Genomic DNA, 15,544 nt, shown 5'->3' with positions numbered 1-15,544 from the left:
CCGCGTGTGTCGGGCGTCAGGCCAGAATCAGCATCTTCTGGATGATTCCGTTCCCTTCGCGCCAGGTGCGAAAGCCCATGGCCTCATAATAGCCAAGGCCAACGGCATTGTCCGCGCCGATCGACGCATCGACCCGGTCCAGCCCGGCGGCGATCGCGGCCTCCCGGCTGACGGCGAACAATGCCTTGCCGACGCCGCGACGATGCGCGCGCGGACTGATATGCGTGCCGATGATGCCCCATCCCTCGGGCACATCGTAGGGATTGCCCGCGACGGCGCGTTTCAGCGACTGAAACCCCAGCACCGCGCCATCGCCATCGACCGCAACGCTGCACCGTATCCCCTCGGGTCCAGCGATGTAATGCGACAAGGCAAAGGCCGGATCGTTCGGGCGTACCCGGCCGGTCAAAGCGATGATCTCGCGGAGGACTCGGCTCATCGGCACGGCATCGTCCGGGGTGGCGGTGCGAATGATCATAGGGTCTTCGACGTGGTGAGCGGGAACGCCATCCTATCAGGCGGCGGCGCGATCGCCAGCGCCGGGGTTCACATCCGGGCGCGGGGCAGGTGATGGCGCGGGGCCTCGGGCACGGCGACCTGCGCCATGATCTCGGCCTGCAGGGTGGGCCAGCCTTCGCCGAACCAATATTCGCCGCGTTCCGCCCGGATGATCGGGTCGCCGCTGGTCGCGACATCCTCGACGGGCAATGTCTGTTGGTCGGGCACGTCGAAGAAGCTGCGCACGATCGGCGTGGTCGGACTTTCGCCCTCGCGCACCACGATGCCCAGCCGGTTGGAGTGCAGCCGGACCAGCGCGCCAAAGGGCTGGATGCCGAGACAGGCGATGAAGGCGCGCAGCATCGCGGGGTCGAAATGCCCCTCCCATTCCAGCATCTGGGCCAGCGCCTCGTGCGGCGACCAGGCGCGTTTGTAGGACCGGATCGAGGTGACCGCGTCATAGACGTCGCACACCGCCGCCAGCCGGGCGAAGCGGCTGATCTCCTTGCCCTTCAGTCCGTCGGGATAGCCGGTGCCGTCCATCTTCTCGTGATGGTGGAGGCACACGTCGAGAATGCGCGGGTCGAGATCCTCCAGGTCGAGCAGCATGCGATGCCCCAGGCCGGGGTGAAGCCGGATCTGCGCCAGCTCCTCGCCGGTCAGGCGGCCGGGCTTGTCGACGATCTCGGCGGGGACCTGCATCTTGCCGATGTCGTGCAGCATCCCGGCCAGCCCGGCGACGCGGACATCGTCGTCGTCCATGCCCAGATGGCGGGCCAGCCCCATCATCAGCGTGCCGACCGCGACCGAATGGATATAGGTATATTGGTCCTTGTCCTTCAGCCGGGTGACCGCGATCAGCGCGGCGCCGTTATGGCTGGTCGCATGGGCGATCTCCTCGACCATGGGCAGCAGGTCGGCGGTGCGGATGGCGCGGCCCAGCCGTGCCTCGGCGAACAGCCTGGTGACGGCGGCGATGGCGCGTTCGGCGGTGGCGGCGGCGCGCTCCAGCTCGGTCGGCGGTTTGCGGCGCCGGGGGCGGATCGCGACGACCGGCTCGGGCGCGGCGGCGGCGGGGGGCTCGGGGGGCGGAGCGGGATCGTCGTGGTCGCGGCTGTCGGCCATGGCCATCACCTTCAGCCCGCGCCCCTTGGCCAGGTCGATGGTGATCTGCGGCACCGATTCGTGAATCAGCGCCTGGTCCTGCGGACTGATCAGCAGGAAGCTGCGTCGCCAGAACGGGTTGTGGATCCAGGAACAGTGCACGGCATGAACGAACATGCCCAATTCCGCCTGATCTCCCCGGATTCGGATATACCGATTCGTGTCCCCATCGTCACTCATGGACCGCGCTTAACCGAGAGCAGGTAAAGGCTTGGTTGCGGTCTGGCGGGACGCAGCCGCGCACGCGGGCCCCGCCGCATCGGTCCGAAAGAGCGACCGATTTGGTCAGACTGGCGCCGCACCCGACCAGCCCGCAATGCGATAATCACTTGCAATAGCGTTGACTATGCGAGTCTTTAGCAATAGCGCGCGGGCAAAGGGGAAATCATCATGTCACAATCCTTCATCGCCTTGTCCTGCGTAGGCTTTTTGGCGACCGCACCGGGGATCGCCGCCGCCGAGGATGCGCGCCGCGCCGATCCTGCCGCGACCCATGCGCAGGACGCCACCGGGCAGCGCGATGTGGTCGTGACCGGACAGCGTGCGACCGGCGCCGCCGTATTGGAAAGCCCCAAGGCGACCGCCCCGCTGCTCGACACGCCCCAGACGATCACCGTGGTCAGCGAGCAGACGATCCGGAAACAGAATCTCCAGACGCTGCGCGACGTGCTCCAGACGATTCCGGGCATCACCTTCGGCGCGGGCGAAGGCGGCGGCGGCTATGGCGATTCGATCAACCTGCGCGGCTTTTCGGCGAACAACGACGTCACGATCGACGGCGTCCGCGACAGCGCGCAATATAGCCGGACCGACCCGTTCAACCTGCAACAGGTCGAGGTCTATAACGGCGCGAACAGCGTCTTCAACGGATCGGGATCGGTCGGCGGCACGATCAACCTCGTCTCCAAGGTGCCCACGGCCGAGACGCTGACGATCGTGCAGGGGTCGGTCGGCACCGACAATTATTATCGCGGCGCGGTGGACAGCAATGTCCGCGCCTCCGACCTGGTCGCGGTGCGGCTGAACGCGGCCTATCATCACAACGACATACCCGGCCGCGACGTCGAGAAGATGGAACGCTGGGGCGTCGCGCCCTCGGTCACGATCGGCATGACCGGCCCGACCAGCCTGACGCTCGCCTATGTCCATCAGGAGGATCGCAACACGCCGGTATACGGCGTGCCCTATTTCGACAACGGACTGGTCGACGGCTTCGTGCCGGGCGCGAGCCGCAGCGCCTATTTCGGCATCGCCAATCTCGACCGGCAGGACATCACCGTCGACCGGTTCACCGCGACCTTCCGGCATCAGGTCGATGCGCATCTCAGCCTGCGCAATCTGACCCGCTGGCAGCAGGTCACGCAATATAGCGTCACCTCCGCGCCACAGGGGACCTTCTGCCTCGCCTCGACCGGGCGGCAACCGATCACCGCGACGCCGGGCGCGACCGTGGGGGCGGCCTGTCCCGCCAATGTGCCGCCGGGCTATTATCTGCCGTCCGGCCCGCGGGGCTATGTGCGCGATCAGCGCAACCAGATGCTGTACGACCAGTTCGACGTGCGGCACGAGGCGGGGGCCAAGGGCGGCCTTCACAATGTCCTGAATGTCGGCCTGTCGGGAACGCTGGAGAATTACCGCATCACCACGGCCTCGCTGCTGCGCAACGCCAATGGCAGCGCGGTCTCGCCGCTGCCGCTGATCGCCATCGCCGTGCCGAACACCGACTATACGGGGCCGATCAACCTGACCACGACCGCCCAGTCGCGCAGCGAGACGCGCAACCTGGCGGTCTATGCCTTCGACACGCTGGAGCTGAACCGCTTCTTCGAGCTGAACGGCGGCGTCCGGTACGAATATCAGGAGGCGAATTTCCGCGCCCTGCCGCTGGCGGTGGTGCCGCCGGGGACGACCCCGCTGACCGCGCTCCAAGCCCAGCCGCAGGTCAGCCGCGAGCGGCTATTCTCCTGGCGGGTCGGCGGCGTGTTCCACCCGGTCGAGAATGTCAGCCTCTATGCCGGCTATGGCAATGCCAAGACCCCCTCGTCCGCGACCGTGCGGTTGGGCTGCGGCGTGCCCTCGACCGCGACCGCCGCGAATCCGTGCGCCGTCGCGCCCGAAACCGCGAAGAATTACGAAGCCGGGGTGAAGGCCGGGCTGTTCGACCGCCATCTGGAGGTGACCGCCGCCGTCTTCCGCAACGAACGCACCAATTACCGCGTCCCCTCCAACGATCCCGCGCTGCCCGCCGGGCTTCAGGTGCTGGACGGGCGCAGCCGGGTGGACGGCGTCGCGCTAGGCCTGTCGGGGGCGATCACCCCGGCCTGGACGATCTTCGCCAACTATACCTATCTCGACGGCAAGGTGCTGCAGAGCATCTCCAACCGCGACAAGGCGGCGGGCGTGGCCGATGTGCAGGCGAACAGCCAGCTGATCCAGACGCCCAAGCATTCGGGCAGCCTGTTCACCACCTACAAGCTGCCCTTCGGACTGGAGGTCGGCTATGGCCTGACCTATCAGGGCGACTTCGCGACCAATGCGCCGGTCGCGGCCAATCGCACCCAGTACCGGGCGGAGGATTATCTGATCCACCGCGCCTTCCTGGCCTATACGCTGGCCGAGCGCTGGACGCTGCAGCTCAACGTCCAGAACTTCACCGACGAGAAATATGTGACCGGCGTGCGCAACAATGTGAACGCGACGACCGGCGTCGTCACCGGCGGCTGGGCGGTCCCCGGCGACCGGCGGCAGGCCACGCTCAGCCTGTTCACCAACTTCTGAACGGACTAGCGTTGCCGTCATGCTGATCGCCATCCCCAACGTCCTCGATCCTGCCGGCGTGGCGCAGGTCCGTTCGATCGTCGATGCAGGGGAATGGGCGGACGGCAACGCCACCTCCGGCCCGCAGGCCGCGCTCGCCAAGCGCAACGCGCAACTGCCCGAGGACTCCGCCGCCGCCACCCAGGCGGGGCGGATGGTCCTCGACGCGCTGGGCCGGTCGCCGCTGTTCGTGGCGGCGGCGCTGCCGCTGAAGGTCTATCCGCCGCTGTTCAACCGCTATGCCGGGGGGCAGGCGTTCGACGTGCATGTCGACAATGCCGTCCGTCTGAAGCGCGGCAGCGATTTCCGCATGCGCAGCGACCTGTCGCTGACGCTCTTCCTCGAAGACCCCGCCGCCTATGACGGTGGCGAGCTGGTGGTCGAGGATCTGTTCGGCGAACAGCGGGTGAAGCTGGGCGCGGGCGATGCGGTGCTCTACCCCGCCTCCAGCCTCCACCGGGTCGAGCCGGTGACGCGCGGGTGCCGCGTCGCGTCGTTCCTGTGGGTCCAGTCGATGGTCCGCGACGATGGCGAGCGGCGCATCCTGTTCGACCTCGACCGCGCGATCCAGCGGGTCGGGGCGGAGAAGGGGCAGGGGGACCGATCGGTGGTCGAGCTGACCGGCGTCTATCACAATCTGCTGCGCCGCTGGGCCGACGCCTGAGCGGATCGCCCCGGTCCGGGCCGGGGCGACGAGCCCTCAGAACCGCCCGCGCAGCGTCACCCGCACATTGCGCGGCGCGCCCGGCATCGTCCACACATCGGCATAGCTGCTGCTGATATAATAGACGTCGAACAGATTCTCGAGGTCGAGCCGCACGTCGAAGCGCGGCGTCACCGCCCAGGTCGCATCGGCGCGCACGATCGTATAGGCGGGCAGGCGATAGCCGCTGGCGAAGGGGTCGCCGTTGCGCGCGCCGACATGGGTGACGCCGCCGCCGACCGTCACCGCCCCCACCCGCTGATGCAGGTCCAGCGCGGCGAGATGCTTCGGGACGTTGGACAGCGTGGTGCCGATCAGCGCGGTGTTCTTGTCATTACGCACCGTGGCGTCGGTGTAGGTGTAGGTCGCCGTGCCGGTCAGCCCGCTGGCCAGCCGCAGGTCGGCCACCGTCTCGACCCCGCGCGACCGCTGGCGGCCGATCTGGGTCTTGGTGAAGACATCGGTGGCATTGGGGTTCAGCACGTTGCGCTTGGTCATGGTGAACAGCGCGGTCTGGCCGGTCAGCGCGCCGCCGAACAGCGCATATTTCGCGCCGATCTCGGTGGACTCGCTACGCTCGGCGTCGAAGCTGCTGATCCCGTCCGACGGGTTCAGGCGCAGCGACTGGCCCCAGCTGGTGAACAGCGAGAAGCGCGGGCTGGCCGCCCAGCTCAGCGCGGCGCGCGGGGTGATGCCGCGATCCACCGTATCCAGCCGCAGATCGCCGCGGACATGGTTCACCATCGTCTCGCGAAAGCTGTTCCAGCGCGCGCCGATCAGCGCGGTGAAATCGCCGAAGCGGATCAGGTCCTGCGCATAGATGCTCTCGCTGCGGAAGGAGTGGTGGCGGTTCTGGAACGCGGTCGGCACGGGCAGGGGCTGGCCATAGACGGGGGCGAAGGCGTCGATGGTCAGGATCGGCGCACCCGGCCGCCCGCGTGCCTGGTCCATGCGGAAATCCATGCCGTGGCGCACCCGGTCGGCCCCGATGCGCAGCTCGTGCGACAGGCCCAGCCAGTCGAGTTTCGCGGTCAGCTCGGCCCGCGCGGTCAGGTCCTGCCAGCGGAAATCGTGGAAGCGCCGCGACCGTCCGATCGTCCGGCCATCGGCCTGCACCCCGCGCGCGCCGAAATCGGGCTGGGTCGCATAGCCGGTCAGGAAGCCGTCGCGGCTGGACAGCCCGGCCTCCAGCGAGACGCGGTCGGACAGCGCGGCAAAGACGCTGCCCTGTTGCCACAGCATGCGCTGGGTCATCCGGCCATCGGCGGGCTCGCCCAGGAAGGTGCTGCGGTCCATCGAGCGCGCATTGCCCTTGATCGCCGCCACGCCGCGATCGATCGGCGCGCGGTTGCGCATGAACTCGGCCTGGTAAAGGAACCGCAGGTCCTGGCTCGGGGTGAACGAGACCGAGGGGGCGAGCAGCAGCCGGTCGGTGTGGACGAACTGGCGGAAGCTGTCGCCCTGTTCCGACACGCCGATCAGCCGTGCGGCTAAAGTATCGGTCACGGGGCCGCTGATGTCGCCGGTCGCGCGCAGCCGGTTCCAGCTGCCATAGCTGAGCGAGGTTTCGCCCTGGAGCGTCGTGGTCGGCGTCTTGGTGACGATGTTGAGCGAACCGCCGGGCTCGCCCAGCCCCGACAGTGCGGCGGCGGCGCCCTTCAGGAATTCGAACCGCTCGACCGTGGCGGTGTCGACCGGCGCGTTGAAGCCCAGATTGCTGTTGAACCGGTTGATGAGGATGTCCGGGCCGCTATTCTCGTTCCCCGCAAAGCCGCGGATCGAATATTTGTCCCACAGCCCGCCAAAGTCGTTCTGCCGCGCGACCCCGCCCGCCAGGTCGATCGTGTCGTCCAGCCGCGTCGCGCCCAGCCGGTCGATCAGTGCGTGGTCGATGACGCGTAGGCTTTGGGGATAGCGGGCGGGCGACGCGTCGGTGCCGGTGATGCTGGCATTGGCGTCGCGCAGGCCGGTGACGACGATATCGGTGCGGTCCGTCGCATCGTCCCGCACCGCCCTATCGCCCCGCAGCGCCGACGCGGTCTGCGCCTGAACGCCCTGGGCCATCATCGCCCCGGCCAACAGCATGGCGCGCCCCATCGCCTTCGACATCATCACAAGCCCCCACATCAATCGATTTCGGGCGCGCCATATCGATAATGCTAATAACTCTCAATCATGAAGTGATGATCGGATACCGCTACCTGTCACGCCGCTGACATGCCGCGCTGTCATGCGCCTGGGGCATGACGGTCGGGACTCGGGCAACTTCCGGGCGGCCATGGCGATTGAGGATCATGAAATGACCGGATTCTGGCGAATCATCTGCCATGCGGCGGCGCTGGCCGCGACGCTCGCCCCGCTGAGCGGCTGGGCACGGCCGCTCAAGGTCATGACGTTCAACGTCCGCTATGCCTCGGACGAGGGGGCGGAGCGCTGGGCGGTGCGGCGGCCGGTGATGGTCGAGCTCATCCGCCGCGCCGCGCCCGACCTGATCGGGACGCAGGAACTGCTCCAGCGGCAGGGCGACAACCTGACCCGCGCGCTGCCCGGCTATCGCTGGTTCGGGCGCGACCGGCGCGGGGGGCATGACGACGAGCATATGGGCATCTTCTATCGCCCCGACCGGCTGACCCTGATCCGGCATGGCGATTTCTGGCTGTCGGACACGCCCGACATGGTGGGCAGCCGGAGCTGGGGCACCGACCTGCCGCGCATGGCGAATTGGGGCGTGTTCGAGACGAAGGGGGCGGAGCGCCGCCGCTTCCTGTTCGTCGACACGCATCTGCCGCACCGCGACGAGGATGCCGAGGCGCGCGACCGTGCCGCTAGGCTGATCCTGTCGCGGCTGCCCGCACTGGCGCAGGGGTTGCCGGTGGTGCTGGCGGGCGACATGAATGCGCGTCCCGACAGCGCGGCCTATCGCACGCTGGCGGGGGCGATGACCGATGCCTGGACCAGCGCCGCCGGGCGCGAAGGGCCGGAGATGACCTTTCACGACTTTACCGGCACGCCCGACCGGCGGATCGACTATCTGTTCCTGCGCGGCTTTCGCGCGGACCATATCGCGACCGATCGCTGGCATCGGGGCGCGACCTATCCGTCGGATCATTTCCCGGTCCGCGCCACCCTGTCCTTCGCGGCGGGGCACAGCCGGTAACGTCTTTTGCGATAGCGTTATCATTTGCCCGTTCCTATGCTCCCGCCGGAATCCGATGGCCGCGAACCGGCGGCCCGACGGGACAGGAGAGGGATGACGATGCGCGAAGGGCAATCACGGTCTGGCGCCGGGCGGCGGGCGATTCTGGCGCTGGCTCTGGGGGCGGCAACCGCCTGGCCGGTCATGGCCGAGGCACGGCCGCGCATCCTGACCCCGATGAGCGCGCATGCCGTCCTGCAACGCGACCGCCCGATCATCGTCGAGGGGACGGCGGACGCGGGCGAGCGGGTGAAGGTCACGCTGGGCGGCAACAGCGCCGATGCCACCGCCGACCGCCAGGGCCGCTGGCGCGCGACCCTGCCCGCCATGGCGGCGGGCGGCGCGGCGCTGACCCTGACCGCGACCGGCCAGGACGGCGCGACCGATGCGATGGACGATCTGCTGATCGGCGATGTCTGGCTGTGCTCGGGCCAGTCGAACATGGAATATCCGACCAAGCAGGCGCTGAACGGCGAGATGCTGGTCAAGGGCGCGGCCGACGACCGTATCCGCCTGCTCGACATCGCGCATCATGTCGGCCTGTCACCCGAAGAGGCGCTGGAGAAGCGCCCAGTCTGGGCCGCCGCCGCGCCCGCCAGCGTCGCCGATTTTTCCGCCGCCTGCTATCTGATGGTCAAGGATCTCGCGGCGAAGTCCAAGGTGCCGATGGGCGCGATCGATTCGAGCTGGGGCGGGACCAAGATCATTCCGTGGATCCCCGGCGTCGATGCGCGCAAGCTGCCGGGGCTGGCCGCCGATGTCGACCTTCTGGCGCTCTATGCGCGCGACCATGCCGCCGGGCTCCGCGCCTTCGGCGGCCGTTGGGGCGAGTGGTGGCGCAAGGCCAGCGGGACCAGGGCGGGGCAGGAGCCCTGGAATGCGCCCGACCGCCTGAACTGGACCCCGGTGCCCAAATTCGGCCCGTGGGAGGAATGGGGCGTGCCCGCGCTGGCCGATTATAACGGGTTGGTCTGGTTCCGGCAGGGCTTCGATCTGGCCCAGGCCCCGACCGGCGACGGCGTGGTCGAGCTGGCCGGGATCGACGAGATGGACACGGTGTGGGTCAACGGGGTGGTCGTGGGCGCGACCTTCGGCTGGGGCGACTGGCGCCGCTACACCGTGCCTCGCGCGGCGCTTCGGAAGGGGCGCAACGAGATCGTCGTGGGGCTGGGCGACGGCTATGGGCCGGGCGGGATGTTCGGCCCGGCCGACCAGATCCGCTTCACCCCCGCCGGGGGAGCGCCGATCCCGCTCGGCACCGGCTGGCGCTATTCGGTCTATAAGCGCGACGACCAGAGCTATCCGCGCAGCCCCTGGGAAAGCCATGCGGGGATCGGCACGCTCTATAACGGTATGATCGCGCCGCTGGGGCCGATCGGGCTGAAGGGCGTCGCCTGGTATCAGGGCGAGTCGGATGTGGGGCGCGCCGATTATGGCGACCGGCTGGCGCTCCTGATGGCGGGCTGGCGGCGGCAGTTCGGCGATGCGAACCTGCCCTTCCTGATCGTGCAGCTCGCCAATTACGGCGCGCCGCCGGTCCGGATCGAGGATAGCGGCTGGGCCGCGCTGCGCGAGACGCAGCGTCTGGCGGTGCTGCGCGATCCGCATAGCGCGCTGGCCACGACGGTCGATATCGGCGTGCGCAACGACATCCACCCCGCCGACAAGAACGAGTTGGCCAAGCGGCTGGTCTTTGCGCAGACGCATCTGGAGGCGGGCGATCGCGCCAAGGCCTCCGGGCCGATGATCGCCTCGGCGACGCGGGGCCAAAGCGAGGTGGTGCTGCGCTTTACCGGCGTGCAGGGCGCGCTCCACGCCTGGAGTGCGGCGGCGCCGATCGGGTTCGAGCTGTGTGACGCCACCGCCTGTCGCTATGCCAACGCGACGGTGAACGGGTCGGAGGTGCGGCTGGCCGATGCCAGGCCCGGCGATGTGCGTGTGCGCTATGCCTGGGCCGATGCGCCGGTGGTCAATCTCTATGACGAAGCCCCGCATCCGGTGGTGCCGTTCGAGGCGGCAATCACCGACCAATAACGCAACCCGTCGCCCCAGCGCAGGCTGGGGCCTTTTGCGGATGACGACGATCCTTGCCAAAGATCCCAGCCTACGCTGGGATGACGGTGCTTGTGGCTGGGTCCTTTGCCAGCCTCTGCCTGCAACCCGTTGAGCCGTCACAAAAGGCGCTTGAAATAAAATTCCATCGGGTTGAAAGATAGCAACGACCCGATGGAATCGGGCGAAGCGTTGAGGAGAGAGCATGGCCGTGCCGCCAGAAGGCATTTCGCGCGCCAACCTGGCCCCGTTGCGACTGCATGTCCCCGAGCCGAAGTTCCGGCCGGGCGATGCGGTCGACTTCGCCGGTGTCGAGGTTCCCCCCGCCGGAGCGCAACGCCGCCCGGACACCGCCGCGCCCGCCGACAGCTTCCACGAACTTGCCTATACGCTGGTCCGCGTGCTGGATGACGAGGGCCGCGCAGTCGGTCCCTGGGACCCCCGGCTTTCCCCCGATGCCTTGCGCCGTATGCTGCGCCACATGGTGCTGCTCCGCGCGTTCGACGAGCGCATGTTCCGCGCGCAGCGTCAGGGCAAGACCAGCTTCTATATGAAGGCGCTGGGCGAGGAGGCGGTCGCCGTCGCCGCCGCCCATGCGCTCGACTATGAGGATATGTGCTTCCCCTCCTATCGCCAGCAGGGGCTGTTGATCGCGCGCGACTGGCCGCTGGTCGACATGATGAACCAGATCTATTCCAACAGCGCGGACCGGCTGGGCGGCAAGCAGCTGCCCATCATGTATTCGGCCAAGGAAGCGGGTTTCTTCTCGATCTCCGGCAACCTCACCACCCAATATCCGCAGGCTGTCGGCTGGGCGATGGCCTCGGCCGCCAAGGGCGATACGCGGATCGCCGCCGTGTGGTGCGGCGAGGGCTCGACGGCGGAGGGCGACTTCCACTCGGCCTGCACCTTCGCCGCCGTCTATCGCGCGCCGGTCGTCATGAACGTCGTCAACAACCAGTGGGCGATCTCCAGCTTTTCCGGGTTCGCGGGGGCGGAGGCGACGACCTTTGCCGCGCGCGCGATCGGCTATGGCATTGCGGGTTTGCGGGTCGACGGCAACGACGCGTTGGCGGTCTATGCCGCCACCCAATGGGCCGCCGAGCGCGCGCGGACCAACCAGGGCGCGACGCTGATCGAGCATTTCACCTATCGCACCGAGGGGCATTCGACCTCGGACGATCCCACGCAATACCGCTCGGCGGGCGAGCCGACCGCCTGGCCGCTGGGCGATCCGATCCGGCGGTTGAAGGATCACCTGATCGCGCTGGGCGAGTGGGACGAGGAACGCCACGTGACCCAGGACCGCGAGGTCGCCGAGGAAGTCCGCGCCGCGCAAAAGGCGGCTGAGGCGAACGGGATTCTCGGCCACGGCCTGCACCAGCCGCTCGACAGCCTGTTCGACGGCGTGTTCGAGGAGATGCCCTGGCATTTGCGCGAGCAGCGCCAGCAGATGCTCGACGAGGAAGAAGCGAGCGGACGGCCATGGGCGCGCAAGTGAATTTCCCCTCTCCCATCGGGAGAGGGAGGGGCCCGCTCGGCACCGCCGAGTGGGAGGGTGAGGGTATCCTCGCCGTACGTCCCACCCTCACCCTCCCGGCGCTATGCGCCTCCTTCCCTCTCCCAAAGGGAGAGGGACAGTGAGCGACACCATGACCGAGACTTTCGAACAGGCGGGCGAAACCACCCGCATGAACATGATCCAGGCGATCAACTCCGCCATGGACGTGGTCATGGCGCGCGACCCTGATGTGGTCGTGATGGGCGAGGATGTCGGCTATTTCGGCGGTGTCTTCCGCGCGACGGCGGGCCTTCAGAAGAAGTATGGCAAGACCCGCGTGTTCGACACGCCGATCACCGAATGCGGCATCATCGGCGTCGCGGTCGGCATGGGCGCCTACGGCCTGCGCCCGGTGCCGGAGATTCAGTTCGCCGACTATATCTACCCCGCGCTCGACCAGCTCGTATCGGAGGCGGCGCGGCTGCGCTATCGCTCGGCGGGGGAGTTCACCGCGCCGATCACCGTGCGATCGCCCTTTGGCGGCGGCATCTTCGGCGGGCAGACGCACAGCCAGTCGCCGGAGGGCATCTTCACCCATGTCTCGGGCATCAAGACGGTGATCCCGGCGACCCCCTATGACGCCAAGGGCCTGTTGATCGCCGCGATCGAGGACAATGACCCCGTCCTCTTCTTCGAGCCGAAGCGCATCTATAACGGCCCGTTCAACGGCCATTGGGATCGCCCGGCGGAGAATTGGTCCAAGCATCCCGGCGGCGAAGTGCCGACCGGCTATTACCGCATCCCGCTGGGCAAGGCGGCGACGGTGCGCGCGGGCGAGGCGGTGACGATCCTCTGCTACGGCACGATGGTCCATGTCTGCGCCGCCGTGGTCGCGGAGATGGGCGTCGATGCCGAGATCCTCGACCTGCGCACGTTGATCCCGCTCGACATCGAAGCGATCGAGGCGTCGGTCAAGAAGACCGGCCGCTGCATGATCGTGCACGAGGCGACGCGGACGGGGGGCTTCGGCGCGGAGCTGTCCGCGCTGGTCCAGGAACGCTGCTTCTACCATCTCGAAGCGCCGATCGCGCGCGTGACCGGCTTCGACACGCCCTATCCGCACAGCCTGGAATGGGCCTATTTCCCCGGCCCGGTCCGCATCGGCCAGGCGCTCAAGACCTTGTTGAAGGACGCCTGACATGGCCCGTTTCACCTTCCGCCTGCCCGATATCGGCGAAGGCATTTCCGAGGCCGAGATCGTCGCCTGGCATGTGAAGCTGGGCGACCGGGTCGAGGAGGACCAGTCGGTCGCCGACATGATGACCGACAAGGCGACGGTCGAGATGGAGTCGCCGGTGTCGGGCACGGTGGTCGAGCTGGCGGGCGAGGTCGGCGATCAGGTGCCGATCGGATCGGCGCTGATGGTGATCGAGACCGATGCGATCGAGGCCGCGTCGCCCGCGACGGAAGAGGCGGTGCTCCAAGCCGAAAACCCCGGCGTCGAAGAAGCGCAAACTCCCTCTCCCCCTGTGGGAGAGGGGCGGGGTGAGGGGGCGGCGCCGCAAGCCGAAACCCCCGTGGCCCCCCCTCACCCCGACCCTCTCCCACAAGGGGAGAGGGAGCAGAAGAAGGTGCTGGCCTCGCCCGCCGTCCGCGCGCGGGCGGTGGATCTGGGCATCGACCTGTCGAGCGTGAAGCCCGCCGAGGGCGACCGGGTGCGCCACTCCGATTTGGACGCCTTCCTGCGCTACGGTTCGGGGCAGGGCTATACCCCCGCCCGCCCGCCCCGCGCCGATGAGCAGGTTCGCGTCATCGGTATGCGCCGCCGCATCGCGGAGAACATGGCGGCGTCCAAGCGCGCCATCCCGCATTTCACCTATGTCGAGGAAATCGACGTCACCGCGCTGGAGGACACCCGCGCGCAACTGAATGCGGGGCGCAGCAACCGGCCCAAGCTGACCCTGCTGCCCTTGCTGATCGTCGCGATCTGCAAGACGCTGCCCGACTTCCCGATGCTGAATGCGCGCTATGACGACGAGGCGGGCGTTGTGACCCGAGCGGGCGCGGTGCATATGGGCATGGCGACCCAGACCCCGACCGGGCTGATGGTCCCCGTCATCCGAAACGCCGAGAGCCGCAATGTCTGGCAGCTGGCGACCGAGATCGCGCGGCTGGCCGATGCGGCGCGCACCGGCAGCATCGCCGGGGGCGACATGGGCGGTGGCACCATCACGCTGACCTCGCTCGGGCCGCTCGGCGGGATCGCGACGACGCCGGTCATTAACCGGCCCGAGGTGGCGATCATCGGTCCCAACCGTATCGTCGAGCGGCCGGTCTTCCGCCCCGACGGACGCGGCGGCGAGACGATCGCGCGCGCCAAGCTGATGAACCTGTCGATCAGTTGCGATCACCGTGTCGTCGATGGCTATGACGCGGCAAGCTATGTCCAGGCGCTGAAGCGGTTGCTGGAGATGCCGGTGATGCTGTTCGCAGATTGAGGGCCGATCCGGGGTGAGGGTGTACGCTTCGAGCTCGCTCAGCGTGAACCGCTGTCGGTAACTATTCCCCACCTCCGTTCCGCCTGAGCGAAGTCGAAGGCCACGCATCACCCCATCCACCGGCCACACGCCCTGTCCTCGCAGACGGGCGGACGCCAGGGTCGCGCGCCGACCAAGCCTTGCCAACCGCGCCCCCGGCGTGGAACAGGGGCGGCATGACGACCGACCATAACGCCCGCACCGGCCTGATGCTCGGCATCGGGGCCTATATCAGCTGGGGCATATTGCCGCTCTATCTCAAGCTGTTGAAGGGTGTGCCGGCGCTTCAGGTGCTGGCCCATCGCATCCTGTGGTCGCTGTTGCTGCTGGCGCTGGTCGTGCTGGTCGCGCGGCGGGGGCGGGCGATCCTGGCGGCGGCGCGCGGGCGTACCCTGTTGCTGCTCTGCGCCAGCGCCGCGCTGATCGCGGTGAACTGGCTGGTCTATATCTGGTCGGTCCAGAACAACCATGTGCTCGAGGCGAGCCTGGGCTATTTCATCAACCCGCTGATCAACGTCGCGCTGGGCGTCGTGCTGCTGGGCGAGCGGATCCGCCGGGGACAGGCGGTGGCGGTCGGCATCGCCGCGCTGGGTGTGGCGGTGCTGGCGATCAGCGGGGGCGGGGCGATCTGGATATCGCTGACGCTGGCATTGTCGTTCGGATTCTATGGCCTGGTCCGCAAGGTCGCCGCGATCGACGCGCTGGGCGGCCTGACGGTCGAGACGCTGCTGCTGGCCGCGCCCGCGCTGGCGGTGCTGGTGCAGGCCAGCGTCACCGGCACGGCGGCGTTCGGGGTGGACCGGCATCTCGACATGCTGCTGATCCTGGCGGGGGCGGTGACCGCGGCGCCGCTGCTGATGTTCGCGGCGGCGGCGCGGCGGCTTCGCTATTCGACCCTGGGGCTGCTGCAATATCTCGCCCCGACATTGCAATTCGCGCAGGCCGTGCTGTTGTTCGGCGAGCCGCTCAAGCCCGTGCACATCGTCACCTTCGCGCTGATCTGGGCGGGGTGCGCGCTCTATGCCTTTGACAGCGTGCGGGGGAGCCGGACGCCCGTCACCGCCGAGTAAATCGGC

The 15,544-nt window shown here is 68.1% G+C and carries 11 protein-coding genes; 8 read left to right on the top strand and 3 right to left on the bottom strand.

Annotated features, from left to right (window positions below; all coding sequences use genetic code 11):
- Positions 1-16: 16 nt before the first annotated feature.
- Together QE385_RS09880 and QE385_RS09875 are read right to left on the bottom strand one after the other, a co-directional pair.
- Positions 17-478: a GNAT family N-acetyltransferase gene (locus tag QE385_RS09880; protein ID WP_307101355.1), complete on the bottom strand. Its 462-nt coding sequence runs from the start codon at positions 476-478 to the stop codon at positions 17-19.
- 68 nt (positions 479-546) lie between these two features.
- Complete coding sequence (locus QE385_RS09875) at positions 547-1,842, bottom strand: HD-GYP domain-containing protein (protein ID WP_307101353.1); 1,296 nt, start codon at positions 1,840-1,842, stop codon at positions 547-549.
- Positions 1,843-2,052: 210 nt separating this feature from the next.
- Between QE385_RS09875 and QE385_RS09870 the strand changes: the two genes are divergently transcribed.
- Together QE385_RS09870 and QE385_RS09865 are read left to right on the top strand one after the other, a co-directional pair.
- Positions 2,053-4,440, top strand: a complete 2,388-nt coding sequence (locus QE385_RS09870) for a TonB-dependent siderophore receptor (RefSeq protein ID WP_307101351.1) — start codon at positions 2,053-2,055, stop codon at positions 4,438-4,440.
- A gap of 19 nt (positions 4,441-4,459) precedes the next feature.
- Positions 4,460-5,143, top strand: a complete 684-nt coding sequence (locus QE385_RS09865) for a Fe2+-dependent dioxygenase (RefSeq protein WP_307101350.1) — start codon at positions 4,460-4,462, stop codon at positions 5,141-5,143.
- Between the two features lie 36 nt (positions 5,144-5,179).
- On the opposite strand, the gene QE385_RS09860 is transcribed toward QE385_RS09865, so the two are convergent.
- Positions 5,180-7,294 carry a TonB-dependent siderophore receptor gene (locus QE385_RS09860; protein ID WP_307101348.1) on the bottom strand — a complete coding sequence of 705 codons (2,115 nt, stop codon included), beginning with the start codon at positions 7,292-7,294 and terminating at the stop codon, positions 5,180-5,182.
- 187 nt (positions 7,295-7,481) lie between these two features.
- Here QE385_RS09860 and QE385_RS09855 point away from each other — a divergent pair, with 187 nt between their 5' ends.
- From QE385_RS09855 to rarD, 6 genes are all read left to right on the top strand, one after another.
- Positions 7,482-8,339: an endonuclease/exonuclease/phosphatase family protein gene (locus QE385_RS09855; RefSeq protein WP_307101347.1), complete on the top strand. Its 858-nt coding sequence runs from the start codon at positions 7,482-7,484 to the stop codon at positions 8,337-8,339.
- A gap of 93 nt (positions 8,340-8,432) precedes the next feature.
- Positions 8,433-10,412 carry a sialate O-acetylesterase gene (locus QE385_RS09850; protein ID WP_307101345.1) on the top strand — a complete coding sequence of 660 codons (1,980 nt, stop codon included), beginning with the start codon at positions 8,433-8,435 and terminating at the stop codon, positions 10,410-10,412.
- A gap of 223 nt (positions 10,413-10,635) precedes the next feature.
- Positions 10,636-11,931, top strand: a complete 1,296-nt coding sequence (locus QE385_RS09845) for a 3-methyl-2-oxobutanoate dehydrogenase (2-methylpropanoyl-transferring) subunit alpha (RefSeq protein WP_307101343.1) — start codon at positions 10,636-10,638, stop codon at positions 11,929-11,931.
- Between the two features lie 190 nt (positions 11,932-12,121).
- Entirely contained in the window at positions 12,122-13,129 is a 1,008-nt protein-coding gene (locus QE385_RS09840; RefSeq protein ID WP_307104668.1) for an alpha-ketoacid dehydrogenase subunit beta, read from the top strand.
- 1 nt (position 13,130) lies between these two features.
- A complete protein-coding gene (locus QE385_RS09835) occupies positions 13,131-14,429 on the top strand; it encodes a dihydrolipoamide acetyltransferase family protein (protein WP_307101341.1) in 1,299 nt (432 codons plus the stop codon).
- A gap of 215 nt (positions 14,430-14,644) precedes the next feature.
- On the top strand, positions 14,645-15,538 hold the full coding sequence (gene rarD, locus QE385_RS09830; protein ID WP_307101339.1) for an EamA family transporter RarD: 894 nt from the start codon (positions 14,645-14,647) through the stop codon (positions 15,536-15,538).
- Positions 15,539-15,544: the final 6 nt, after the last annotated feature.

Source organism: Sphingomonas sp. SORGH_AS_0950 (assembly GCF_030818415.1).
Lineage (GTDB): Bacteria > Pseudomonadota > Alphaproteobacteria > Sphingomonadales > Sphingomonadaceae > Sphingomonas.
Note: the sequence above shows the minus strand (reverse complement) of the source record. Positions and strands in the feature narration are given on the sequence as shown.

Coding starts and splice junctions, on each gene's coding strand:
- QE385_RS09880 (WP_307101355.1), bottom strand. CDS start 478: ATGATCATTCGCACCGCCACCCCGGACGATGCCGTGCCGATGAGCCGA.
- QE385_RS09875 (WP_307101353.1), bottom strand. CDS start 1,842: ATGAGTGACGATGGGGACACGAATCGGTATATCCGAATCCGGGGAGAT.
- QE385_RS09870 (WP_307101351.1), top strand. CDS start 2,053: ATGTCACAATCCTTCATCGCCTTGTCCTGCGTAGGCTTTTTGGCGACC.
- QE385_RS09865 (WP_307101350.1), top strand. CDS start 4,460: ATGCTGATCGCCATCCCCAACGTCCTCGATCCTGCCGGCGTGGCGCAG.
- QE385_RS09860 (WP_307101348.1), bottom strand. CDS start 7,294: ATGATGTCGAAGGCGATGGGGCGCGCCATGCTGTTGGCCGGGGCGATG.
- QE385_RS09855 (WP_307101347.1), top strand. CDS start 7,482: ATGACCGGATTCTGGCGAATCATCTGCCATGCGGCGGCGCTGGCCGCG.
- QE385_RS09850 (WP_307101345.1), top strand. CDS start 8,433: ATGACGATGCGCGAAGGGCAATCACGGTCTGGCGCCGGGCGGCGGGCG.
- QE385_RS09845 (WP_307101343.1), top strand. CDS start 10,636: ATGGCCGTGCCGCCAGAAGGCATTTCGCGCGCCAACCTGGCCCCGTTG.
- QE385_RS09840 (WP_307104668.1), top strand. CDS start 12,122: ATGAACATGATCCAGGCGATCAACTCCGCCATGGACGTGGTCATGGCG.
- QE385_RS09835 (WP_307101341.1), top strand. CDS start 13,131: ATGGCCCGTTTCACCTTCCGCCTGCCCGATATCGGCGAAGGCATTTCC.
- rarD (WP_307101339.1), top strand. CDS start 14,645: ATGACGACCGACCATAACGCCCGCACCGGCCTGATGCTCGGCATCGGG.